The sequence below is a fragment of the Clostridium sp. Marseille-QA1073 genome (assembly GCF_054863625.1).
In genome coordinates this window covers 200,262-224,326 of record NZ_JBSVQM010000006.1, presented here as the reverse complement: position 1 = coordinate 224,326, position 24,065 = coordinate 200,262, and the positions used below count along the sequence as shown (strand labels likewise).

Genomic DNA, 24,065 nt, shown 5'->3' with positions numbered 1-24,065 from the left:
CTATAACCATTAATTTAATAGTATTTTTACTATTGAAAATCACAAAATAATAAAGAACGAAATTTATTAAAGAAATAGGAGTGTAAAGCAATGAAAAATGAAACTAAAAATAGGATAAATGATTTAGAAAGTGAAATATCTTATGATAATAATCTCTCTACTGAAGAGCAATTAAAAAATTTAAAGGCAAACTACGAGAAAACAAATAAATATATAGAACATAATAAAGAACGTATGGATGATTCTGCATTATCAAATATAAAGAAAAAACAAGATAATAGAGAAAATCAAATGGATCAATTACAGTAATTAAAAACTCCAAGAAATTTTTCTTGGAGTTTTTAATTATTTTAATTTTATATAAAACAAAAATTCTAAATTTCTATAATAAATTTTTTTCTACTTCTTCAAATCCTATTCTCTCTATCATTGCAGAAAGTCTTTCGAGTGGATTGGCATTTTCATTGTAGTAAATCATAATTTTATCTAACATTGGAAGTATTTCTTCTTCCTTAAATAATTTATTCAATGGTTCACCCATTTTAGCTCTTCTGCCAAATCTTCCCCCTAGGTATAGCTTTACCCCTTCAGATTTCTTTTTAATAGCTCCAAGTCCACAGGCGGTTGCACATTTACCACAGTGTACACAAAGGTCTTCTTTATAAACTAATTTTTTATTTTCCTTTACTAAAGCACCTTCTTTGCATACTTTAATACATTTTCCACACAGTACACAGTTATTTTCATTAATTTCAATATCAACATGAGGTATTATTCCTATGTCATTTAATTGCGCCTTACCACAATTATTAGGACATCCTACAACTCCTATTTTAAATTTTGCAGGCAGTTCTCTTCCAAAGTATTCATTATGTATATTAGAAGCTAAACCTTGTGTATCTAAAAGTCCATGAACACATACTGTACCTTTACATGCTGTAATTGGCCTTACTTTCTTGCCAGTACCTCCATTTATTAGGTTATTTTCTGCAAGTTCTTTTTTTACAGCTTCTATATCTTCATATTTTATGTATGGAATTTCAACACATAACCTTGTAGTTAACCCTAAATATCCTTTTCCATATTTTGAAGAAATTTTTGATAGTGCTGATAGCTGATCAGAAGTAAAATTACCTGCTTCACTTAATATTCTAATTGAATAATATCCTTCTTGCTTTTGAGCTAGAATAGCTTGTGATTTTAATACTGCTTTTTCTTCAGTAGAAACCTTGATATCCATAAAAAACCCATCCTTTTACGTAATATAAAAAATAAATTTAATACTAAAGATTAATTAAATTTAAGTTTCTTAGGTAAATTTATAGCCTCAATATAATAGAAAAAATATAAAATTTATATTTACACAATAATATAAACCCATAAACTTAAAATTAATATCTATATTTATTTTAACATATTTAATTTATTTAATAAATGTAACAAACTCTTAATATAATTTATGCTTGTATAATAAAAATTTATATTGACAAGAGGTTATATTAATAATATTATAAATGTATTAAGTGTACTAGTTGATATAATACAGTTAATACAGAAGGGTGGTGAAATATTGATAAATATAGATAGTAGAAGTAATATTCCTATTTATGAGCAAATAGTGAATGGAGTTAAAGAAAATATATTTAAAAGTATTCTTAAACCAGGAGATAAATTACCTTCAGTAAGAGAAATGGCCTCAATGATTACCACTAATCCCAACACAGTAAGTAAAGCTTATTCAGAACTTGAAAGAGAAAAGATAATAGAAACTATAAGAGGTAAAGGAACATATGTATCTTTAAGCTACAAACCTAAAATAGATGAAGATAAAATAAAAATAATTAAAGAGAATTTAAAAAAGACTATACTAGAAGCTCACTATATGGGAATGGATAAAGAAGCAGTAATTGATATGCTAGAAAATATTTATGACGAATTTAGGGGGGATTTAAATGATAGAAATAAATAACTTGTATAAGAATCTTGGCAATAAAAAAATTTTAAAAAATATAAATTTGAAGATTGACAGGGGAAGTATATTTGGAATTATAGGTCCTAATGGTTCAGGAAAGACCACTTTAATTAACACTATAGTAGGAGCTTATAAAGTAGATAGTGGGAGTATAAAGATAATGGGAGAACATATTTATGAGAACATTAATATGAAAGAAGAAATAGCTTTCGTGGAAGATGAAAATAGTGTTTTTTCTAACTATAAAGTAAAAGATGTTATAAGCTTTTATTCAAGAGCTTATAAAAATTTTAATAAGGAAAGGTTTAACACTTTAAATGATATATTTACTATAGATGAAAAATATAGAATTTCAAAGCTTTCTAGAGGAATGAAAAAAATTTTCTTTATTATGATGGGTCTTAGTATAATGCCTAAGATAATGATTTTAGATGAGCCTACTATAGGATTAGATCCATTAATAAAAAATCAGTTTATAAATTTAATTCTAGAGGAAGTAGCAGAAAGAAATACTACGATTTTAATTACATCTCATAATCTAGATGAATTAGAGAGAATTTGTGATTCAATAGCTATAATTAATAAAGGAGAAATTAAATATACAAGTTCCTTAGATAATATGAAGGAAAATATTAAAAAGCTTCAAGTTATGTTTAAAGAAGATGCACTTTTAGATTTAGAATCATGGAATGAAGTAATTAAGATAAAAAGAATGGGGAGAGTTCATAGTATAGTTGTTAAAAACTATACTAAAGAATTAGAACAAAGACTGAATAATTGTGGAGCTACTTATATTGAAGAAGTAAGCTTAGGTCTTGAGGAATTATTTATAGATACCATGGGAGGTGAAGGTCTTGATAAATAAATATTTCAATAAAGCAATATATTTTCAGGATATTAAAGCTTTAACTATATATTCAATGATTATTTTAATTATTGCTCCAAGGTCATTTTCTTCAAATAATCATTATAAAAATATAATAAGCCAACCAATGATAATACCTTTAGCAGCAATATATATAGCTATGATAGCAGCAGCTTTTGGATGGGACAAATTTAAAAATATGAGATTTCTGTCAGGCCTTCCTACATCAAAGCTTAAAATATTAATAACTAAGATTATAGCAGTATTAACTGCTATATGGATACCTTTAATATTTGATTATGCTATAAGATTATTAACATATTTTAATGATGTGGAAAAATATAAAGCAATTAATATAACATTTCATGATATAAATTTATTTCTTTTATCTCAGCTAAGTCTAGCTTTTATAGTAGTAACTATGGCATTATTATTTCAGGGTTTAGTTGGAAATAGTATTTTAGCTTTAATTTTAAGTTTTGTATGGGTGCCATATAGTGCAATTACTCCAATAATGCTTTCAGATTTGCTTTATAATAAAGTAAAGTTTATAAGTGAAATATTTGAATATTTACTTATTCAACCATTAAGGTTTATAGAACTATTAATGTTGAAAGGTCCATCAAATAAATTTTCATTAAATATTATATGTTTATTATTAATTATTATAGCAATGTGGATAGCAATTATATGGTTATTTAAGAATAATACTATAGAAGATTACGATAAGGCATTTACTGTTAAGTTTAGTGAAGTAGTATTTAAGCTTTGTATAGGAATTTTTATATCTATTGTAGCTATGACCATTATAGCTATGATACTAACAGCAAGTAAAGGTAAAGGAAGTTACATCAATCTTCTAACAGAAAGCAATAAACTTGTAATAAATCTAATAGGAGTAATCCTATTACCAATTTCTTATAGAATTCAGGGAAGACTAATAAATAGATATAATAATAAATAGTTTATATAATAACAATTTCTAATTTCTTTTCTTAGGAGAAGAAATTAGAAATTTATTTTTCTGGACTAAGAAGTAGTTGAAAAATAAAAAAATGAAAGAGGGAAAGTCTCCCTCTTAGGTCTTCCTCTTAGCTATATATTTAATTTTAATGAGGTATTAATAGATGAATTCATATGTCTTAATAAAATGATATTTCCATTTTATGATCTAGATCCTTTAAAATCTTTTCTCTCATTAGTTTTAAAATACGTAACATATCACCGGTTTCAACGGTCTCATTATTATCACTTAAGAACTCTCTTATTTCTCTGGTATTTAATTTTCTATTTATAGTTATTTCATGTTTTACTATTCTTTCTGCTAGACCGCTTAAATAAATAGTACGTCCTGTAAGTAAAGGCTTTTCCATTATATCTTTCAATACATCTAATCTACGTTTTAATCCTGCAACTTTCATTGGCTGAGGAGCAAGTTGATTTTTTTTAGGTCTTAATCGTATTAAATATGGACTATTTATATCTAAAGTATAACTTTCATTTGTGCTGCAAATATCTCCAAGATACTTATAGTATACATCTTCATTTATAGTTTGGAAAATGATATCTTTAGTATAATTAGAGATATTAATAATTTTATTTTTTAGATTAATTATTTTATTATCTAAATCAATTTGATGAGTTTTTAATGTAAGTAATTCAGAATATTCTTTTCCCATAACCCCTTCAAATAATAAAATAAATATTGCTTTATCACTTCCATTAATTAGTTTTTCAGATAGAACTTTTTTCAATTCATTTCGTGTACAATATCTATTTTTTAAGGCTTCACTAGATATAAGGCCTCTAATTTCATCTGCTTTAATTGAAAAATTCATAACACTTTTTTTTATGTTCATCTCTTCTGCATATTGTATGTATTTTTTTATAAGACTGTATTTAGAAGTAATAGAATTATAAGTTTTTGCATTAAAATTTTTTAGTGCATTTTTAATTTCATCTTTAGTAAAGTCATATAAATCTTTTTTAAATATACGTTCTTCAAGCTCTAGTACATTTTTAAATATATTAATGTACTGGAGTTTCATAGTATTACTATATTTTTTTTCAATTTCAGCAATAAAATGTTCTTTAAAATTACTATTTGCGTATTTTAAATTATTTTTTAAACTGGTCATCCATACAATACCCCTTTCATTATGTTGCCAATTATATGTAAACCAAATTATAATCAATTATACATTATAATAAAGGAGTATTCTATATACTAAATTTGAATTTAATAAATACATAAAAATATTGGATGTTTTTTCAATTTTCAATTATCATTTATTCAATGTAAAATGTACAGCTCATAATTATAAAAACTTTTCCTTAATGAGAAAATTTCTGAATTAAAATTTTTTTGGTTACAGACTAACTTGTTATGCTTATAATAAAAGCTAATAATGTAATTGATAGTAAATAAAAAAGACTGATAACACAGAAATATTATCAGTCAACTAAAATAAAATTGTAGATTACAGCTACTTAGCTGCATAATAGCATCTCTTTGGAGATTCTATTTTCTCTTCATCTTTTAATTTTTTTATTGCTTTATCAACGTCTTTTTTGTCTATTCCAGCTTTTTCTGCAATTTCTCCAGATTTCATAGGTTCTCCATTAGTTTTTAAAGTTTCTAAAACTTTTTCTAAAATATCCATATATAAACCTCCAAACAATAACAATTATTATTTAATAATCATTTTGATAGTTATATTATAGCATGGATTTTTACAATATCAATATTATTTTGATAGAATGTAATAAATTTCATAGAATTTTGGTGTAATTAAATTATAAATAGATTGTAAGATTTTTTAAAATTAATAAAGCATTAATTATAAAAATTAAAATGGTTTATAAATTTTTTATAATTGGCATAGATATAGATTTAGATTGATATATACATAAAAATGTTTAATACTTTTTAGTATTTTTATTAATATTACTCAATTTAAGATATATATTTCACAATTTACAATTGTGGGAACTTCTCCTTAATTGGAGAAGTTTTCAATTGATTTCTTTTTAAAGTTATGCAATAAATTTTATAATAAAAACTAACAATTATATTGCCATAAGAAAATCAATTAAAGAAATTAGTTTAATTAAAACCAATTTCAACCACAATTATCAACTTTCTATTATTTTAAGTTATGCATCGTTTTAATTTATGAATTGAAATGCTCAAAGAAATAGTTATACTCATTTATGCATTAGCTTTTCAAGCTCTATGTTTCTATAGTATATGAAAGATACAGTATTAGCCTTTAGACATATCATAATTTCCAGTGTTATTAAATTCTTCTTTAAAAGCCTTATTTGCATATGGCTCAAATTCTTCTGCTAATTTATCCAGTTTGCTTATAAACTCACTATCTTTAATCATCATTTCTGCACTAGGATGAGTAGGTTTAGCACCAGTTAAAGCTACAATTTCTCTAATTTCTTTAGGATTGTCTATCATAGGACAAGGTAATAATAAATTTTTATTATAAGGATGTCTTCTTCTAAGCTCTTTAAAGTAATCATTTTTAAGTGCTTGTAGCAGGGGTTTATCCTTTACATTTTCTGTGGCAAAGTGAGAGAATATACAAGGTTCTAAATCTTCTTTAGAGTTTATATGACAGTAAAACTTACCAGCAATACATCCACCTACATAAGGCGCATCATTGAAGAAGTCAATAGGGAATATTTTTTTATTGCCTCTTATATTTCTAGTTCTTTCACCAAGCTTTAATCTCTGCTCCGGAGAGAGCATATACTTCATATCATTTAGTGGATTATCACCTATAGGCATGAACATAAAATACCATATCATTCTAGTGTCTTTTTCTATAAGCATATCTATAAATTCTTCTGAAGTAACAGAATCTATATTATTGTTAGCTGTAGCTGCAGAAGCACCAAAAGGTATACCTTTTTCTTTTAATAAATCCATACCCTTCATTACGGAATTAAAGGTTCCAATGCCTCTTCTACTATCGGTACTAGCTCTATCTCCTTCAAGAGAAAGCATAGGCATAACATTTCCAAGTTCAGCAAGTGTATCTACTAGTTTTTCATTAAATAAGCTTCCATTTGTAAATGGCATAAAATACATATCATTATATTTTCTATAAATATCTATCATATATTCATTGAAGAAAGGTTCACCACCTAGAACAACTATATAATATATTCCAAGATCTCTAGCTTCTTTGATTAGTCTATCAACTTCTTCAAAAGGAATATCATCTTTTTTACTGTAATTAGCAGCATAACAACCTGTACACTTTAAATTACATCTCATAGAAGGACTAATTAAAATTGTAAAAGGAATTTTAGTATTGTTATCTTCACCTAAAGATTCTCTTTTAGGAACACCATACCAAAGAGCATTTCCTACCATATTAGTGAAGAATTTTTTTAAACAGTTTTTATTAGTATTTTTTAAAATATCTATCATAAATTCTTGAATTTGTGGAGAAGTTGAATACATATCATAAACATCGTCTACTATTTTTTTACTAAATTCGTCTCTAGCTGCTTTTTTAACTATACCAAATAGTTTATCAATATTTTTTTCAGGATTTTTATCTAATAGTTTTATGGCAGTTTTACAAACTGTTTCCTTTGCTTTTCTTTCAAAATTATCCTTAAATTCCATTACATATACCCCCTAAGGAAATAATATTATTATTTTTGAAAGTATTGGATTAAATATGTATAACTATAATTTAAGCAAATACTAACGTTTATGACTCAAGGTCATTTTTAAATACTAACTTGTACTTAGTATTAAGTATATGATTGAGATGTAAGAATAATTAGTAATAATATTTTTAATATATTATATAAATCTAATACTAAATACTTATAGAAAATAAAAATGAAGAATTGATTTTCAGCTCAATTCTTCATTTTAAATTCTTATACTTAATCTTTTAGGGTATCTTTAAATAATTTATAGTATAGTTCTTCTTTTCTATCGCTTTTTAATTTAAAATTTTCTCTTACTTCATTAACCAATTTTTTATCGATTTCTCCTATTAACAATCCTTCTATGTCCTTAAGACTACATAACTCTCTTCCAAGGGGATCTACTATCATAGACCAACCATTATAGCTTACTCCATTTCCTTCTCCTACACGATTTACTCCTACAATATAACATTGAGTTTCAATAGCTCTTGCTTTAAGTAATATTTTAAAATGTTCTATTCGCTTTTCGGGCCAATTAGCTGCTACTGTGATTAGGTGGGAATTTTTAGATGCTATTTGAAAAATTTCAGGAAATCTTAAATCATAGCAAATAAAAGGTGAAATAGTTATATTATTTATATTACATGTATTTATTTTTTCACCACTTATATAATGAAAATTTTCCTCACCAAAAGAGAAAGGATGAATTTTACTATAACTGGTTAATACTTCACCATTGCTTGAAATTATTGAATAAATATTTTTTCCCATAACTTTATTGTCCAATAATATTTTCTCAATATGACCAAAACCAATGGCTATATTGTATTTTTTTGCAAAAAATTTCATTTTTTCCACAGAGAAGTTATCATCTTCTCCTAATTTTTCTGTATTCATTGTAAAACCTGTCAAAGTCATTTCAGGAAAAAGAATTAAGTCTACAGATTTGGTTTTTCCTTCAGCTATAAAAGTTTCACATAATATTAAATTTTCTTCTTTTTCTTCCCAAGCCATACCAATTTGTGCTAAGGCTAACCTCATATAAATCTCTCCCTTTAAAAATTAACAACCTTATTCAATTCACAATGCATAATGCACAATTCACAATTGTGGACATTTCTCAGTTATCACTGAGAAATTTTGAATTGATTTTTTAAAAAAGTTACAGAGTAACTTCTTTCGTAGAAGAACTAGCAATTGTATTGCTAGTGAAAAAAATCTATTTAAAGAAATTATTTTGTTTAAAAATAATTTCATCATTAATTGTGCATTGTGAACTGTGAATTGTGAATTATTCTAACGTGTCAATTGAAATATTTAATGGCATAGTTAACTAGTTATAAATTAACTTTTAGGTAGTTTATCTATAAGTTACCAGCCTATTCTATCCAAGGGTATTATAAAAATGTCTATATTATACTATAAGAATAATTTAAGAATGTTATAATAAAAATATATTATAGTATCATTATATTATAAGGACTTAATTTATTTAATGGTTTTTAGGTAGCTTTTCTAGATAAGGAGTGTGTTATGTGTATAACTAATTATGTAATCAAAATGATTTTAAAGTATAAGCAGCATAATGTATCAGCTTTAGCTTCTCAATTAGCTTACGATATGCTACTTTCCTTTTTTCCCTTTTTAATATTTTTACTAACACTTTTAGGACATAGCTCACTTGATGCTAATAATGTTTTAGTGGCACTTCAGACCATAATGCCTACAGAGGCATATGTATTGGTTGAAAATACAGTAAAACAAGTATTACTAACAAGAAATAGTGAATTATTATCTTTTTCACTTATATTTACTCTATATACTGCATCTAGAGCTTTTAGGGCTATAATATATGGGCTTAATAGAGCTTATGAGGAAAAAGAAACTAGAAGTTATTTTAAAATACTTTTGATCTCAGTAATCTTTATGATTGGACTAGTATTTGTAATTATATTTATATTGAGCTTTTTAGTTTTTGGTCAAATGATAAGTGATGCAATTAAGAAGTGGCTAGGCATAGAATTAGCCTTATTTAATTATGTCCACTTGCTCAGATATCCATTTTCATTAGTATCTATGACATTTGTTTTTGCAGCTATATACCATTTTATTCCTTGCAGAAAACTAAAATGGATAGAAGTTTTGCCAGGAGCAATTTTTACTACTATAGGATGGATAATTTCAAGTTTAGGATTTTCCTACTATGTAAACAACTTTAATAACTATTCAGCTATTTATGGTAGTATAGGGGTTATTATAGTTTTAATGATATGGCTTTATATAACTTCTATAATAATTTTATTAGGTGGGGAGTTAAATGCTATTTTAAGTCATGAAAAAGAACTAAAAAGAAAACTATCTATCAAGTAATTTTATATTTTATAAGGGAATATATTATTAATAGGCTATCAAATCATATGATTTGATAGCCTATTTAAATTATTGAAAGACACTAAAATTAACATACAATGATAGTAAAAAAATCATATGAATGAGGAGTGAAAAATTAAGATTTTATATATTATTAATAAATATCCACAATTATTGTGCTCATAATAAAATCTTTAGGCTAGTTTTATAGTTGTAAGCAATTTATAAGGGGGAGGGCATGTATCCATTAAAATTTAAGCCTGTTTACTTTGAAAAGATATGGGGAGGACGTGGCCTGGAAAAGTTTAAAAAAGATCTTCCTAGAGGAAATATAGGAGAAAGTTGGGAATTATCTTGTCATAAAAATGGATTAAGTATAATAGAAAATGGAATTTATAAAGGAAAAACTTTAAAAGAAGTCATAGAAATTGAAGGAGAAAAGTTGTTAGGACGAAATATAGATTTAGAGAGTTTTCCTATACTTATAAAATTTATAAGTGCAGAGGAGAATTTATCTATACAAGTACATCCTAACAATGAATATGCTAGAGCTGTAGAAAATGAAAATGGTAAGTCAGAGTTGTGGTATATACTTAAAGCAGAAGAAAATTCTAATATAATTCTTGGAAATAAATCTTGTAGTAAAGAGGAATTTAAAAGTGGAATAATTAGTGGAGATTTGGAAAAATATTTAAATGTAATTAAAGTAAAAGAAGGAGAGGCTTATTATGTTAGTGCTGGATTACTCCATGCCATAGGAAATGGTATAGTACTAGTGGAAATTCAGCAAAGTAGTGATGTAACATATAGAGTTTATGATTATAATAGAGGAAGAGAAATTCATATAAATAAGGCTTTAGATGTAATAAACTTAGATATAGTAGGAGAACGGTTAAAGGAAAGCAAAGAAAATTTTAAAGGATATAATAAAATTAATTATGAGAATATGGAATATTTTTCTGTGGAGAAATATGAAATAAATAATATTTTAGAAGAGGAAAGCTGTGAAGAAAGCTTTTATGTATACATTTGTATAGAAGGAAAAGGTATTGTAGCTTATAATAATAATGAAGAGTGGCTGAATTGTGGAGAAATTGTATTAATACCAGCTACTTTAGGGAAATACTATATAAGTGGTAATTTAACAATTCTTAAAATAATCATGAACGTATAGATTTAGGAGGAGTTATATATGAAAGTTAAAAAAGCGATTATTCCAGCAGCAGGATTAGGAACTAGGTTTTTACCTGCAACTAAGGCAATGCCCAAAGAAATGTTACCTATAGTTGATAAACCTACAATTCAATATATTATAGAGGAAGCAGTAGAAGCTGGAATTGAAGAAATACTTATAATAACAGGACACAATAAAAAGTCTATTGAAGACCACTTTGATAGAGCTGTTGAGTTAGAGTTAAATTTAAAAAATAGTGGTAAAGAAGATTTGTTAAAATTAGTAAATGATATAACAAATTTAGTAAACATACATTATGTAAGGCAAAAGGAACCTAAGGGGTTAGGTCATGCCATTTTATGTGCTAAAATCTTTGCTAAGAATGAGCCTTTTGCAGTGCTTTTGGGAGATGATGTAGTAGAGAGTAAAACTCCTTGCTTAAAGCAGCTTATAGATGAATATGAAAAATATAATTGTACAATATTAGGAGTACAACAAGTAGATAAAAAAGATACTAATAAGTATGGTATAGTTAAAGGAATGCAGCTTTCTGATAGGCTTTATAAAGTAGAGGATTTAATTGAAAAACCTAAAGTGGAGGAAGCACCTTCTAATGTAGCTATATTGGGAAGATATATAATAAATCCAACTATATTTGAAATCTTAGAAAATACAAAACCAGGTAAGGGTGGAGAGATTCAGCTAACAGATGCGTTAAAAACTCTTATATCTAAAGAAGATATGTATGCCTATATTTTTGAAGGAAGAAGGTATGATGTAGGTGATAAGTTAGGATTTTTACAAGCTACAGTAGAATATGCACTAAAAAGAGAAGATTTAAGAGAAAATTTTATGGATTATTTAAAAACTATAGTTAAATCATAGTCATAAAATTACCCCATAAGCAATAATATTTTATAGAAAAGAAAATAAACTATAAAAGTAAAGTGGGGGAGTTAAAATGGGAAAACAATATCGTGGAAAAGCATTATGGAAATTACCTTCTAGAGGTAGAGGGACTTGTCCTATATGCAAAGCTGAAAGGATAAAAGTTTTATATGATATAACTTTAGAAGACGGAAGTAAAATAAAAGTCTGTAAAAGATGTCAACATAAAAAAGTTGATACATTGTCAACAGTTAACTGATAATAGGTAATTATCATTAGGACTAAAAGTTTAAAATTGTATTAAAGTGTTAATAATAACAATTTAATATTTGCGTAATTATATATTAATAAAACCGTAGCTAAAAGTTGCGGTTTTATTAATTGAAAAGAAAATTAAACAATTAGTTTAAAAAAAGTGCGACAGATTGTCGCACTTTTTTAGAATAATGGATCCTTAGGTTTTGGCGTTATATCAAAGAATAAGTAATCAATCATTTGATTTACAGTTTCTTCTTCATCAAATTTTAAATACCATACATCATCAATAATCTCAGATTTGCAATATCCATCTACTGGGAAGCGCTGTTGCTCTAGGGCTATTCCAGATTTAAGTACAGAAGTTCCTAAAGACATCATTTCTGTTTTTGTTAAGCTTGTAGTAAGCATGGGTGCAATACTAGAGATAGTTTTTGGAAGTTGTGTTACATCAGATTTTAATGCTTCATTTAAAGTGGTTTCTAAAACTTTTCTTTGTCTTTGCGTTCTGGAAAAATCTCCGTCATCTAAGGCTCTAATTCTACTATAAGATAAAGCTTGCATACCACTTAATTTAACTTTTCCAGATCCATATAAAGGATCTATTTGTTTACCTGTAATTTGAGAAGCGTCACTTTGATATTTATTTATTAGATCTGCTTCTTCAGGTGTTACTTCAAGTTCAATACCTCCAAAATAATCTATTACATCAACTACTGATTCAAAGTTAACTGCTACATAATCTGAGATGTCTGTACCAAAGTTTTGATTGATAGTTTTAATAGCTAATAATGGTCCACCATAAGCATAAGCATGATTTAATTTATCATATCCATGATTTTCTATGTTCACATAGGAATCTCTCATTAAAGAAGTAAGCTTAAGCTTATTATGCTTTGTATCTACAGTGAGTATCATAATAGCATCTGAACGACCTTTATCTTCTGTAGATCTACTATCAATACCAAATACTGCTATATTAGTAATACCTTCAGTATGATCAATGTTATCATCGCCATCACTATTTTTAGGTTTAATTTTTTCAGTATTTATTCCAAGTTCTTTTTTATCATTAGTAAAGTCTACCGTTTTAATTTTATCTAATAATGAATAACTATAGACATAAACTGCACCTAAACATAGTAATAAAACAGATAAAGTTATAAATATTATTTTCTTAATACTCTTATTTTTTTTCATAATATAAACTCCTATTTTTACTATTATATTTTTATATTACTACAAATTTGAATTTAAAAATTAATTTTTTTAAATATCAATAATATTATTATAATACAAATTTCGATAAACAGCGAAAAAAATGTTGAAAAATAGATAAAAATTTTTCTAAGTACATTGTTAATTTTATTGTAAAATATAATATGTTATAAAAATATGATATTTCATAGTCGTAATATAATTAAATACTATGTGGGGGCCGAGAGGATATGGTTTTAACAGAAAGCAAAGATATAGAGTTATTTGAGTTCTTATCAGAAGCTATAATAATTTTAGGTGAGAATGACAAGCTTTTATATTGCAATACAATAGCTAGCAACTTAATAGGATATAATAATTTTGTAGACATAGAAAAACAGTTGCTATATGAAGTTATGACTATTGATAGTAGTGACGGAATAGTTATAGATTACGGTACCTTAAGAAAAAACAATATTTTAAATAAGGTCACAAAAAATATAATCTTTAAATCAGGAGAAAAGGGAAAGTTTAGCGTTATATCTAGGAATATTAAGTACAATGAAGAAAGTGCTTTTATAATAATTATGCAGAAAATTTCATCAATAGAAGAAGAACAATATAATAGTAAAACATACATAAACTCTATAAATAAGGTAATAAAGGAGGATGAAAAGCCTCAACATATTTATAAAAGAAAAGAAGAGATAGACAATTTAAGAAGAAGTTGCAACTCACTAAACTGCGACATGATGAGAAAAATTTTAGTATATTCTCCAAATATAATTATTATTAAAAAGGATGAAGAAATTATTTTTGCAAATAAAGAAGCACAGCACTTTTTAAATGTAAACAGTGAGGAAGAGATAATAGGTAAAAAATTTTACGACTTAATAACCTTTGATTCGACATTAAAATTGGATTATAAAAGTATTTTTGCCGAACTTAATCATTCAAAGAGTCAACTTCCGATATCACAAGTTAAGCTTAAGACTTATGATGGCAAGGAGGTATATGGAGATATATTTTCAATGTCTTTCTTTGAAAATAATGAAGAATTTAGTGTGTTAATAGCTAAAGACATAAGTAAAAGAGTTCATATGGAAGAAAAGCTTATAAAAAATGAGGAATATTATAAAAGGTTATTAGCATTTTTACCTTATGGAGTAGCTATTCTGAATAATGGAAAAATTACGTTTGTTAATGAATCACTTGTAAATATGCTTAATGAAAAATCTATGAATGACGTGATAAATAGTAATGCATCTAAATACATACCAGAGGAATATAAGCATTTAATGTATGAAATGGGGGACCATGTATTTAATGAATTAAAGCAGATAGAATTTAGACAATTAAGTTTAATGAGAGCAGATGGAACTGAATTAGAGGTAGAAGTAGGGGCATCACCTTTTATATTCGAAGACAGCTTGTCTACTATTATAGTTGTTTATGATGTTACAGAGAGAAAGAATGCACAAAGAGATAAATATAAGCTAGAGCAAGCTTTAAAATATGATAGACTTAAAACAGAATTTATAGCTAATGTTTCTCATGAATTAAAAACACCGTTAAATATCATATTAAGTGTTGTGCAATTACTTCAGCATAAGCATAGGGAAAACGGTTTAGTTGGAGAAGAATCAACAACTAAGAGATATTTATCTGTAATGAAGCAAAATTGTTATAGATTATTAAGGCTTATAAATAACTTAATAGACATTACTAGAATAGAAGTTGGATATTTAAAAATGGGTTTTGGAAACTATGATATAGTAAAAGTAGTTGAAGATATTACTATGTCAACAGTAGATTATATTGAGAGCAAGGGCTTAAGTTTAATTTTTGATACAGATATAGAAGAAAAAATAATTGGAATAGATAGAGAAAATATGGAAAGAGTTATATTGAATTTATTATCTAATGCTATTAAATTTTCTAAAGAATGTGGACATATATGGGTAAATATTTATGATAAGGGAGAAACTATCCAAATATCTGTAAAAGATGATGGAATAGGTATTTCAGAAGAAATGCAGGAGAGTATATTTGAAAGGTTTGTTCAAAGTGATCCATTATTTACAAGAAATCATGAAGGAAGTGGCATAGGATTATCATTAGTAAAATCAATTGTTGAAGCTCACGGTGGACAAGTTTCCGTTAAAAGTAAAGAAGGTCATGGTAGTGAGTTTATAGTAGAACTTCCAAATATATTATCTAAAAAACAGCCTAAATTTATTGAGCATAATTGTGCTCATGATTATAACGTAGAAAAAATTCAAATAGAGTTTTCAGATATATATAGTTAAAGACATTATATATAGATAAACTACTCTAAAATTTAATTTATATCAGAATATAGCTTAATACTTTGGTATGTTAATTCACGACCTTAAAAAATTGACAGTGGACAATTATGGTAAATTCTCAGGAAAGCATGAGAATTTTTAAACTGATTATTTTTATTAGAAAATAGTTAAAAAGCATAGCTTCTTACTAAATTCTTAAAATAATCAATTTTAACCGCAATTGTAAATTTTGCATTGTAAATTATGAATTTAAGAAAGGTATTAATTAAAATATTTTTATATTATAAACACATGACTATAGTTTAAATAAAAATTCTATAAATAATTCAAAAAAAGTTTCAAATAAGTATTGACGTTGATAATCATTATCATATATAATTTAACCATAGAGATTATCTTAATGCTTAAAGAAGTTAATTATTAACTGAATTAACTAGGTGAATTTAGTGTACGCCATAACCACTAAGTTTACCCCCTAAATAGGAATACAAACAAGTTCTTTAAATTCTAATTCAAAAATTGTTATATGTTCAAAGTTAAACCCATAATTAAAACCCTATACTTTTTAAAATATAAAGGAACTTGTTTGTATTAAAATATTTAGAATATCTTATAAGATGATTTAGCAATTCTTCCCATATTGTTAAGCGTGAATTTAGCTTTATACTTAATAGAGATTCTAAAAACTAATTAACTGTAAAGATAATACCTAATAAATCTTTAAAAGAACATGATAAAATATTTGTTACGAATAAAAAAACCTTCTTAGATGAAGGTTTTTTTATTGGCAAAAAACAAGTTGCAATATAATTAAGAATTTAATGGGATAATTTGTTGAGATATACATATCTAATTCTTAAAGTAGCTTCCTAGGTATCTCAAAAAATAACTAGTATGCATACTAGTCTATTTTGCATAATATTATGTCAGCATATTTGCTTACAATTTCACCTATTCATATATTATATTTTCTTATATGATGTAAAATATCCCTTCTACTTTTAGCTAGTTATTTTGTTTTAAATTCCTTGTACAAACTATATAGCTTTATTTAATATTTTATATTAAGTAAATGTTAAAAAATAAAAAAATTATCTTTATAAACTTTAGAGAGGAAATTTATTTTAATTAATATATAAATAATGTTTATAAAGATAAAATATGGATATAATTTTAGAAAAATGAGGAATACTTAATGAAAATTCATTTAGTATTAAAATAAGTTGGAGGGAAATTATGAATAGGATTGTTTTAGTTGGAAGAATAACCAAAAAACCAGAAATAAAAGCTCTGGATGAAAATAATAAGGTTTTCACTAGAATTATGCTAGCAGTGGATAGACCATATAAGACTGCATCTGGAGAAAAACAAGTAGATTTTATCCCAATAGTATTATGGGGTAAAAAAGCTGAAATTGTTTGCGAATACTTAGATAAGAATAGTATGATAAGTGTAACTGGAAGACTTCAAACTAGAGTTTTTGAAAATCATGAAGGACAAAGAAAATTTATATCTGAAGTTATTGCAGATGAGTTCCAATTTATGAGTTACAAAAAACAAAATGAAAATATAGGATAAAGATGAAAATAATACTAAATTTTTATTAAATAATAAGTATTTAATAAAATAGGAGAGTTTTTTGTAAAATACCCTTAATAATTACAGAAATAGATACTTTAACATGTTAACTATAAGTTAAAAAGGTAGCGATATTGTTGCTGCCTTTTTAAACTGTATGAAATAAAATAACTAATCAGTATAAGTACTGACTAGTTATTTTTAAATAGTCTAATATATATTTTCTTGTAATATTTCTTTTAGAGCCATATAATTTTCAATAGCATTTAGTAGTTTAACAGATTTACTTGTATCTCCCATTAATATTCCACCAATTACTATATCATCTTTAAAAAATAGTTTTTTATAAGTTTTATTTTTTGTATCTTTGAGTTCTAAAGCTTTACCTTCAGTTTGAGGGATTGTTCCACAAGAGAAAATTTCTATATTCATAGCATTAAAACTAATTGGACTTTGGAAACCAACAAAATTTTTATTATCTCCTACTGCATTAGCACCAGCAGTTTTTCCCATCTCTATAGCAGCAGGCCAGTTTCCATAAACTATTCCGTTAATTTCTGCTATATCTCCGCAAGCATAAATATCTTTAATAGATGTTTCCATTTTTTCATTAACTACAATTCCTCTGTTTAATTTAATGTCTGTGCCTTCTGCAATATTTTTATTAGGGACAATACCTACAGAGAATAGAACCATATCTGCTTCAATTTCTTTGCCATTATTTAATCTTACAATCTTTTTATTATTTCTATCTTCTATTACTTCAGCAGCAGCACCTAAAACCACATTAACTCCAGAGTTAATTACTGCCTCCTCTAATATAATACTACCTTGAGTATCTAGTTGTTTTGTTAGTAAATGTTTTGCAAATTCTACCACTGTTACTTCTTTATTATCTCGCTTAAATTCCCAAGCTGCTTCAAGTCCTAATAATCCTCCACCTATTACAACAATTTTATTAGAATTAGCTAGTTTAGCTTTAATATTATTAAGATCATCTAATCCTCTTAGGGTGAATACATTAGGTGTATCTGCACCTTTAACAGGAGGAATAAAATTTTTACTACCATTAGCTATAATTAACTTATTATATTTTATAATAGTATTATTACTAGTTAATACAGTTTTTTCACTAGGATTAATTTTTTCTACTTTAGTATTTAATGTTAATTTTATATTATTTTCTGAATACCATTCATATGGAGAAATATAAAAATCCTTATCATCAAGTACATCTACAATTCCATCTGAAAGAGCAGGTCTATAATAGGTTAGATATGGTTCAGAAGAAATTATTTCGATATCACAAATTTTATTTCTTTTTCTTATAGCTTCAGCAGCATAGTATCCTGCAATACCATTTCCAACCACTACATATTTATCATTGTTTTCTGATTTAAAAGCGATTAGCTCTTCAGTAACTTCAATAAATTGTTCAGAATTAGCTCCACATACAGGACAAATTTCTGGTGCAGTATCTCCTTCGAAAATTTCTCCACAAATTACGCATTTCCAACGTTTTTTACTAGTAGGTCTACTATTCTTAACACCTTTTTTTATATTTTCTTGAATTCTTGCTGCAAAACTTTCACCAAAACTATAAGCTTTAGTTAAATCTTCCTCAGTAGGTTTAAAAGATACTCTAAGTGGTGGGATGGTATTTAATCTTAATTGTTTAATTCTCTCCATAGTATTAGGAACACCTTCTCCACTCCATCCATATGAGCCAAATGCAGAAGCCACTTTTCCACCATGAACTATAGGATTTAATGAAACTAATACATCCCAAATTGGTCTTAATGCATCTCCATTTATAGTTGGGGTACCAAATAATACTCCTTGAGAAATATTTATTTTATCTAGTATTTCATTAATATCATGGTAAATTACATCAAAAGCATGAACATTAAAACTTCCAGAAGCTTCAATTGCCTTCTTAATTTCTATAGCTAAACTTTCTGTGTATCTATAAGCAGAAACATAACATATAGTTACATCAAGTTTATCATTTTCAGGTTTAATTTCTTCACTCCATATTTTATAGAGGTTCACTATTTTTAAAGGTTCATCTCTAAGTATAGGTCCATGTCCAGGACAAATCATATCTATTTTTAGATCTTTAATTTTACTAACAGCAGATAATACGTGACTTTTAAAAGGTCCCATAATTACATCAAAATAATACTTTAAGGCTTCAAGATAGTCATTATTATTTTCATTTAGATCATTAAAAACTTTTGAATTACAATAATGGCAGCCAAAAGAGTCACAGGTTATTAATATTTTATCTTCTTCTACATAAGTATATATGGTATCTGGCCAGTGTAAGAATGGAGCCGAAATAAATTTTAAAGTTTTATTTCCAAGACTCAAAGAAGTTCCATCTCCTACAGTAATTGAATCAAAACTTCTATGAGCTATGTTTTTTAAGAAGTTTAAAGCAGCAGGACTTCCTACAACTTTAGCATTCTTAGCTATTTCTAATAGTTTGGCAACACTTCCAGCATGATCAGGTTCAGTATGGCTTATAACTATATAATCTAGTTTTTCTACATCTACGTTTAAAGATTTTAATCTTTCAAGATATTCATCAAAAAATTTAATTTTAACAGTATCAAATACAGCCGTCTTTTCACTGCCTTTAACAACATAAGAGTTGTATGTCGTACCGAAAGGAGTGTACATAACTACGTCAAAAATTCTAAGATTAGGATCTAATGCTCCAACCCAATAAATATCGTTTTTTACTTCTAAGGCTTTCATAAACATATCTCTCCTTACATTTATTACACTATTTTTAATATATATACATTTAAACGATTACTGTTTGTGTTATATATTTAAGAAAATTATCTTTAATAAATATTATAAATAAATTGAGAATATTTAATTATATTATATAACTATTTGTTAATAATTAATAGTATTTAAATATTCTTTAAATACTATTAATTATTAACAAAAATATATAAATTGACAATGTCCTATAGTAAAATGCTAAAATATTATTTTAGAAAGGAAGTGAAGAGTCTGGTTTTTGAGAGAATTTTATTAATCTCTATAGTTTTTAAAATTAATTTAATATTTAAAAATCAGATATATTTATGGAAATAACAATTTCAACCATAGGTGCATTAATTGCATTAACGATTTCAATATTTCTTATATTTAAAAAGCTTCATCCTGCTTATAGCTTAATGTTGGGAGCTATAATAGGTGGTTTATTAGGGGGAGGAGGGTTACAAGGAACTACTAATCTTATGATTGATGGAGCAAAAAATATAATGCCAGCAGTACTTAGAATTATATCCGCAGGAGTTTTAGCAGGAGTACTTATAGAATCGGGAGCAGCTGTTAAAATATCAGAAACCATAGTACAGACTATAGGAGATAAAAATGCTCTTATAGCATTATCTATTGCAACCTTAGTATTAACTGCTGTGGGAGTTTTTATTGATGTTGCAGTTATAACTGTAGCACCAATTGCACTATCCATTGGTGCTAGAAGTGGTTTTTCAAAACCATCTATATTGCTTGCTATGATAGGTGGAGGAAAAGCAGGAAATATAATATCACCAAATCCCAATACTATCTCAGTATCACAAAATTTAGGAGTATCTTTGACATCAGTTATAACTTCAGGGATAATTCCTGCAATAGTTGGATTTATTGTAACTTGTATATTAGCGAGAATACTAATAAACAAAGGAAGTAAAATAACATCTTTAGAAGGAAAAGATAGAGATGGTAGTATGCCTAGTTTCTTTTCAGCTATCATAGGTCCATTAATATCAATATTTTTACTTGCGTTAAGACCTATAATGAATATATCCATTGACCCACTTATAGCGTTACCGTTTGGAGCAATATTAGGAACGATAGTTATGAGTAAAACAAAGCAATTAAAACTTTATGCAGCTAGGGGATTAGAAAAGATGAGTTCTGTTGCAATACTTCTTATAGGAACAGGGGCATTAGCTGGAATAATAGCTAATTCGCAGCTAAAAGACTCCATAATAGGTATAGTAGATACACTAGGGCTGCCAGCTTTTTTATTAGCGCCTATAGCAGGAATATTAATGTCTGGTGCTACAGCATCAACTACGTCAGGATCAACAGTGGCATCCTCTGTGTTTGGGTCTACTTTAATTAACTTAGGAGTTAAACCACTAAATAGTGCGGCTATGATTCATAGTGGAGCTACAGTATTAGACCATCTTCCACATGGGAGTTTTTTTCATGCAACTGCAGGAAGTGTATTTATGGATACCAATGAAAGATTTACTTTAATTGCATATGAAAGTATTATAGGCCTTGCAATGACTATTGTTTCTACAATTATTTATGGAATATTATAGAATTTGGAGGATATTTTATGACTTTAAAATTTGTTTTAGCTCCAGATTCCTTTAAAGAAAGTATGAACTCAAAGGAAGCCTGTGACGCTATGGAAAGAGGAATTAAAAAAATTATAGATGATGTAGAGTGTATAAAGATACCTATGGCAGATGGAGGAGAAGGTACATTAGAAGCATTAGTAGAAGCTACAAATGGTGAAATTTATGATGTAGAAGTGATGTCACCACTAATGGAAAAAATTACAGCTCAGTTTGGTATATTAGGAAATAGCAATACAGCAATTATTGAGATGGCAAGTGCTAGTGGTATTATGCTTGTGCCTAAAGAAAAAAGAAATCCTCTAATTACAACTACCTATGGTACAGGGCAACTTATTAAAGCAGCATTAGATAAAGGAGTTAATCATTTAATTATTGGAATTGGTGGCAGTGCAACTAATGATGGTGGTGCAGGAATGATCACAGCATTGGGAGCAAAACTTTTAGATGATAATGGAAGAGAATTAGATGTAGGTGGAGGAGAACTTTATAAACTTCATAAGATAGATATTTCTAATCTTGATTCTAGAATTAAAGATTTAACTGTAGAAGTAGCTTGTGATGTAAAAAATCCTCTTATAGGTCCCGAAGGTGCATCTCAGATATTTGGACCTCAAAAAGGTGCTACAAAGGAAATGGTTGAAATTTTAGATAGATCCTTGGAGCATTATGCAAAGAAAATAAAAGAACAGTTGGAAGTAGATATATCAACTACTCCTGGTGCTGGTGCTGCAGGAGGATTAGGAGGAGGATTACTTGCTTTTTTAAATGGTGAGTTAAGAAGTGGAATTGATCTTGTAATTCATCATACAGGATTAGAAGAAAAAATAAAAAATTCAAATTATGTCATTACTGGTGAAGGAAGTGTAGACGGTCAAACTATTTTTGGAAAAACTCCTGTAGGTGTAAGTAAAATAGCTAAGAAATATAATGTCCCAGCTATAGTTGTTGCAGGGAGAATAGGCAATGATATTGCGCCTATTTATGATGAGGGAGTAGTATCAATATTTAGTATACTTCAAGAAGTAACAACTCTTGAAAAAGCTTTAGAAGATGGAAAAGAAAATTTAGAAAAAACTTTAGAAAATATAGCAAGATTATTAGTATTAAATAAAGCTGGACGTTAATGTCCAGCTTTATTTTGTGAGAATTGATAGAAAATTTTTGTTAAAGTTCAAGATTTACAATTCTAGTTTTTATATTTTAAGGTACCATTAAGAATCAATGATATGTTTAAGAATGTTTAGCAAATAATAATTAAGCAATTTAATAAACCAATTCTTTTAATTGTTGGAAAATACTATTAAATCAGAAAAAGAGAAGGTATAATAGTAAATAGATAATTAAATATTTATTAACTTTTTATATACAAAGATAAATTTTAATATTTTTTAAAGCAAAGTTTAGGAGGGAATAACATTGGAGGTTCTAAGATTTCAGCAATTTAGAGAAAAAATCAGAGATAATATAGGAAAAGTAATTATAGGTAAAGAGGACAATATAGATAAAATTGTAACAGCATTTATAACTTCTGGACATGTTTTATTAGAAGATGTTCCTGGACTAGGAAAAACTAAGCTTGCTAAAAGTTTAGCTAAAACTATGAATTGCAGCTTTAAAAGAATTCAATTTACACCAGATTTATTACCATCAGATTTAACAGGAATTTATTTTTATAATCAAAAAGATTATGAATTTGAATTTAGGCAAGGACCACTTTTAAGTCAAATAGTGTTGGCAGATGAAATAAATAGAGCAACTCCTAGAACTCAATCAGCATTGCTTGAATGTATGGAAGAAAGACAAATTACTGTGGAAGGACATACAATTAAACTAAATAAACCATTTTTTGTTATAGCAACTCAAAATCCTGTAGAACAATTTGGTACATTTCCACTACCAGAAGCACAATTAGATAGATTTTTCATGAAACTTTCTATGGGATATCCTAATTATAATGAAGAAAAAAATATGATGAATAGATTTATGGAATTTGATCCATTAAATAATTTACATTCAGTTATTACTATGGAAGAAATAGAATATGTTCAAAATAACTATAGTAAGATACATGTTAGCGAAGAAATTAAAGAATACATATTAAATATAGTAATTGCTACAAGAAAGCATAAAAGTATCGAATTAGGATGTAGTCCAAGAGCAACATTAAATTTAATGAAAGGTTGTCAAGCTTATGCAGCAATCAATGGTCGAGATTATGTAATACCTGAAGATGTTAAAGTTTTAGCTCCATCTATTATGAGTCATAGGATAATTTTAAGAAGCGAAATAAATATAGATGATAATAAAGCCGAAAAATTAATAAACGACATATTAAATACTATAGAAGCACCTTTAGAGAAATTATAGAGGC

20 protein-coding genes are annotated in these 24,065 nt (G+C 26.9%); 13 read left to right on the top strand and 7 right to left on the bottom strand.

Annotation, left to right across the window (positions count from 1 at the left end):
* Positions 1-90 precede the first annotated feature (90 nt).
* The gene (locus ACY1IQ_RS07915; protein ID WP_461613435.1) at positions 91-309 is read left to right on the top strand and encodes a hypothetical protein; all 219 of its coding nucleotides are present in this window, start codon (positions 91-93) and stop codon (positions 307-309) included.
* Between the two features lie 73 nt (positions 310-382).
* On the opposite strand, the gene ACY1IQ_RS07910 is transcribed toward ACY1IQ_RS07915, so the two are convergent.
* Positions 383-1,240 (bottom strand): 4Fe-4S binding protein, encoded by an 858-nt coding sequence (locus ACY1IQ_RS07910; protein WP_461613434.1) that lies wholly within the window; start codon positions 1,238-1,240, stop codon positions 383-385.
* Between the two features lie 330 nt (positions 1,241-1,570).
* On the opposite strand from ACY1IQ_RS07910, the gene ACY1IQ_RS07905 reads away from it, so the two are divergent.
* Genes ACY1IQ_RS07905 through ACY1IQ_RS07895 form a run of 3 tightly spaced genes read left to right on the top strand, consistent with a single transcriptional unit; the run spans position 1,571 to position 3,801 of the window.
* Positions 1,571-1,969 carry a GntR family transcriptional regulator gene (locus tag ACY1IQ_RS07905; protein ID WP_461613433.1) on the top strand — a complete coding sequence of 133 codons (399 nt, stop codon included), beginning with the start codon at positions 1,571-1,573 and terminating at the stop codon, positions 1,967-1,969.
* The gene (locus ACY1IQ_RS07900) at positions 1,953-2,837 is read left to right on the top strand and encodes an ABC transporter ATP-binding protein (RefSeq protein WP_461613432.1); all 885 of its coding nucleotides are present in this window, start codon (positions 1,953-1,955) and stop codon (positions 2,835-2,837) included. The genes ACY1IQ_RS07905 and ACY1IQ_RS07900 overlap by 17 nt, the downstream gene beginning before the upstream one ends.
* Entirely contained in the window at positions 2,827-3,801 is a 975-nt protein-coding gene (locus ACY1IQ_RS07895; protein ID WP_461613431.1) for a hypothetical protein, read from the top strand. Before ACY1IQ_RS07900 ends, ACY1IQ_RS07895 begins: the two co-directional genes overlap by 11 nt.
* A 178-nt stretch (positions 3,802-3,979) precedes the next feature.
* On the opposite strand, the gene ACY1IQ_RS07890 is transcribed toward ACY1IQ_RS07895, so the two are convergent.
* From ACY1IQ_RS07890 to ACY1IQ_RS07875, 4 genes are all read right to left on the bottom strand, one after another.
* Positions 3,980-4,975, bottom strand: a complete 996-nt coding sequence (locus ACY1IQ_RS07890; protein WP_461613430.1) for a phage lytic cycle repressor MrpR family protein — start codon at positions 4,973-4,975, stop codon at positions 3,980-3,982.
* Positions 4,976-5,323: 348 nt separating this feature from the next.
* Positions 5,324-5,500, bottom strand: coding sequence for an HTH domain-containing protein (locus ACY1IQ_RS07885; protein WP_291567874.1), 177 nt, complete (start codon positions 5,498-5,500; stop codon positions 5,324-5,326).
* A 602-nt stretch (positions 5,501-6,102) separates the two neighbouring features.
* Complete coding sequence (locus ACY1IQ_RS07880) at positions 6,103-7,488, bottom strand: radical SAM protein (RefSeq protein ID WP_461613429.1); 1,386 nt, start codon at positions 7,486-7,488, stop codon at positions 6,103-6,105.
* A gap of 269 nt (positions 7,489-7,757) precedes the next feature.
* On the bottom strand, positions 7,758-8,564 hold the full coding sequence (locus tag ACY1IQ_RS07875; protein WP_461613428.1) for a nitrilase-related carbon-nitrogen hydrolase: 807 nt from the start codon (positions 8,562-8,564) through the stop codon (positions 7,758-7,760).
* Positions 8,565-9,056: 492 nt separating this feature from the next.
* Here ACY1IQ_RS07875 and ACY1IQ_RS07870 point away from each other — a divergent pair, with 492 nt between their 5' ends.
* The 4 genes from ACY1IQ_RS07870 (at position 9,057) to ACY1IQ_RS07855 (ending at position 12,214) form a co-directional block, all read left to right on the top strand.
* On the top strand, positions 9,057-9,893 hold the full coding sequence (locus tag ACY1IQ_RS07870) for a YihY/virulence factor BrkB family protein (protein WP_461613427.1): 837 nt from the start codon (positions 9,057-9,059) through the stop codon (positions 9,891-9,893).
* Positions 9,894-10,131: 238 nt separating this feature from the next.
* Positions 10,132-11,067 (top strand): type I phosphomannose isomerase catalytic subunit, encoded by a 936-nt coding sequence (locus ACY1IQ_RS07865; RefSeq protein WP_461613426.1) that lies wholly within the window; start codon positions 10,132-10,134, stop codon positions 11,065-11,067.
* A gap of 18 nt (positions 11,068-11,085) precedes the next feature.
* The gene (gene galU, locus ACY1IQ_RS07860) at positions 11,086-11,952 is read left to right on the top strand and encodes a UTP--glucose-1-phosphate uridylyltransferase GalU (protein ID WP_461613425.1); all 867 of its coding nucleotides are present in this window, start codon (positions 11,086-11,088) and stop codon (positions 11,950-11,952) included.
* Positions 11,953-12,028: 76 nt separating this feature from the next.
* Complete coding sequence (locus tag ACY1IQ_RS07855; protein ID WP_461613424.1) at positions 12,029-12,214, top strand: hypothetical protein; 186 nt, start codon at positions 12,029-12,031, stop codon at positions 12,212-12,214.
* Positions 12,215-12,393: 179 nt separating this feature from the next.
* Here the strand turns inward: ACY1IQ_RS07855 and ACY1IQ_RS07850 are convergent, their stop codons facing one another.
* Positions 12,394-13,410, bottom strand: coding sequence for an LCP family protein (locus ACY1IQ_RS07850; RefSeq protein ID WP_461613423.1), 1,017 nt, complete (start codon positions 13,408-13,410; stop codon positions 12,394-12,396).
* Between the two features lie 248 nt (positions 13,411-13,658).
* On the opposite strand from ACY1IQ_RS07850, the gene ACY1IQ_RS07845 reads away from it, so the two are divergent.
* A complete protein-coding gene (locus ACY1IQ_RS07845) occupies positions 13,659-15,716 on the top strand; it encodes a PAS domain-containing sensor histidine kinase (RefSeq protein WP_461613422.1) in 2,058 nt (685 codons plus the stop codon).
* 1,236 nt (positions 15,717-16,952) lie between these two features.
* Positions 16,953-17,294 carry a single-stranded DNA-binding protein gene (locus tag ACY1IQ_RS07840; RefSeq protein WP_461613421.1) on the top strand — a complete coding sequence of 114 codons (342 nt, stop codon included), beginning with the start codon at positions 16,953-16,955 and terminating at the stop codon, positions 17,292-17,294.
* Between the two features lie 210 nt (positions 17,295-17,504).
* On the opposite strand, the gene ACY1IQ_RS07835 is transcribed toward ACY1IQ_RS07840, so the two are convergent.
* Positions 17,505-20,057, bottom strand: coding sequence for an FAD-dependent oxidoreductase (locus ACY1IQ_RS07835; protein ID WP_461613420.1), 2,553 nt, complete (start codon positions 20,055-20,057; stop codon positions 17,505-17,507).
* A 341-nt stretch (positions 20,058-20,398) separates the two neighbouring features.
* Here ACY1IQ_RS07835 and ACY1IQ_RS07830 point away from each other — a divergent pair, with 341 nt between their 5' ends.
* The 3 genes from ACY1IQ_RS07830 to ACY1IQ_RS07820 all read left to right on the top strand — a co-directional run bounded on the left by ACY1IQ_RS07830 (position 20,399) and on the right by ACY1IQ_RS07820 (position 24,061).
* Positions 20,399-21,652: a GntP family permease gene (locus ACY1IQ_RS07830; RefSeq protein WP_461613419.1), complete on the top strand. Its 1,254-nt coding sequence runs from the start codon at positions 20,399-20,401 to the stop codon at positions 21,650-21,652.
* 17 nt (positions 21,653-21,669) lie between these two features.
* A complete protein-coding gene (locus ACY1IQ_RS07825; RefSeq protein WP_461613418.1) occupies positions 21,670-22,818 on the top strand; it encodes a glycerate kinase family protein in 1,149 nt (382 codons plus the stop codon).
* Positions 22,819-23,110: 292 nt separating this feature from the next.
* Positions 23,111-24,061: an AAA family ATPase gene (locus tag ACY1IQ_RS07820; RefSeq protein ID WP_461613417.1), complete on the top strand. Its 951-nt coding sequence runs from the start codon at positions 23,111-23,113 to the stop codon at positions 24,059-24,061.
* Positions 24,062-24,065: the final 4 nt, after the last annotated feature.

Coding starts and splice junctions, on each gene's coding strand:
- ACY1IQ_RS07825 (WP_461613418.1), top strand. CDS start 21,670: ATGACTTTAAAATTTGTTTTAGCTCCAGATTCCTTTAAAGAAAGTATG.
- ACY1IQ_RS07870 (WP_461613427.1), top strand. CDS start 9,057: ATGTGTATAACTAATTATGTAATCAAAATGATTTTAAAGTATAAGCAG.
- ACY1IQ_RS07850 (WP_461613423.1), bottom strand. CDS start 13,410: ATGAAAAAAAATAAGAGTATTAAGAAAATAATATTTATAACTTTATCT.
- galU (WP_461613425.1), top strand. CDS start 11,086: ATGAAAGTTAAAAAAGCGATTATTCCAGCAGCAGGATTAGGAACTAGG.
- ACY1IQ_RS07910 (WP_461613434.1), bottom strand. CDS start 1,240: ATGGATATCAAGGTTTCTACTGAAGAAAAAGCAGTATTAAAATCACAA.
- ACY1IQ_RS07830 (WP_461613419.1), top strand. CDS start 20,399: ATGGAAATAACAATTTCAACCATAGGTGCATTAATTGCATTAACGATT.
- ACY1IQ_RS07900 (WP_461613432.1), top strand. CDS start 1,953: ATGATAGAAATAAATAACTTGTATAAGAATCTTGGCAATAAAAAAATT.
- ACY1IQ_RS07835 (WP_461613420.1), bottom strand. CDS start 20,057: ATGAAAGCCTTAGAAGTAAAAAACGATATTTATTGGGTTGGAGCATTA.
- ACY1IQ_RS07880 (WP_461613429.1), bottom strand. CDS start 7,488: ATGGAATTTAAGGATAATTTTGAAAGAAAAGCAAAGGAAACAGTTTGT.
- ACY1IQ_RS07915 (WP_461613435.1), top strand. CDS start 91: ATGAAAAATGAAACTAAAAATAGGATAAATGATTTAGAAAGTGAAATA.
- ACY1IQ_RS07885 (WP_291567874.1), bottom strand. CDS start 5,500: ATGGATATTTTAGAAAAAGTTTTAGAAACTTTAAAAACTAATGGAGAA.
- ACY1IQ_RS07855 (WP_461613424.1), top strand. CDS start 12,029: ATGGGAAAACAATATCGTGGAAAAGCATTATGGAAATTACCTTCTAGA.
- ACY1IQ_RS07875 (WP_461613428.1), bottom strand. CDS start 8,564: ATGAGGTTAGCCTTAGCACAAATTGGTATGGCTTGGGAAGAAAAAGAA.
- ACY1IQ_RS07865 (WP_461613426.1), top strand. CDS start 10,132: ATGTATCCATTAAAATTTAAGCCTGTTTACTTTGAAAAGATATGGGGA.
- ACY1IQ_RS07840 (WP_461613421.1), top strand. CDS start 16,953: ATGAATAGGATTGTTTTAGTTGGAAGAATAACCAAAAAACCAGAAATA.
- ACY1IQ_RS07890 (WP_461613430.1), bottom strand. CDS start 4,975: ATGACCAGTTTAAAAAATAATTTAAAATACGCAAATAGTAATTTTAAA.
- ACY1IQ_RS07845 (WP_461613422.1), top strand. CDS start 13,659: ATGGTTTTAACAGAAAGCAAAGATATAGAGTTATTTGAGTTCTTATCA.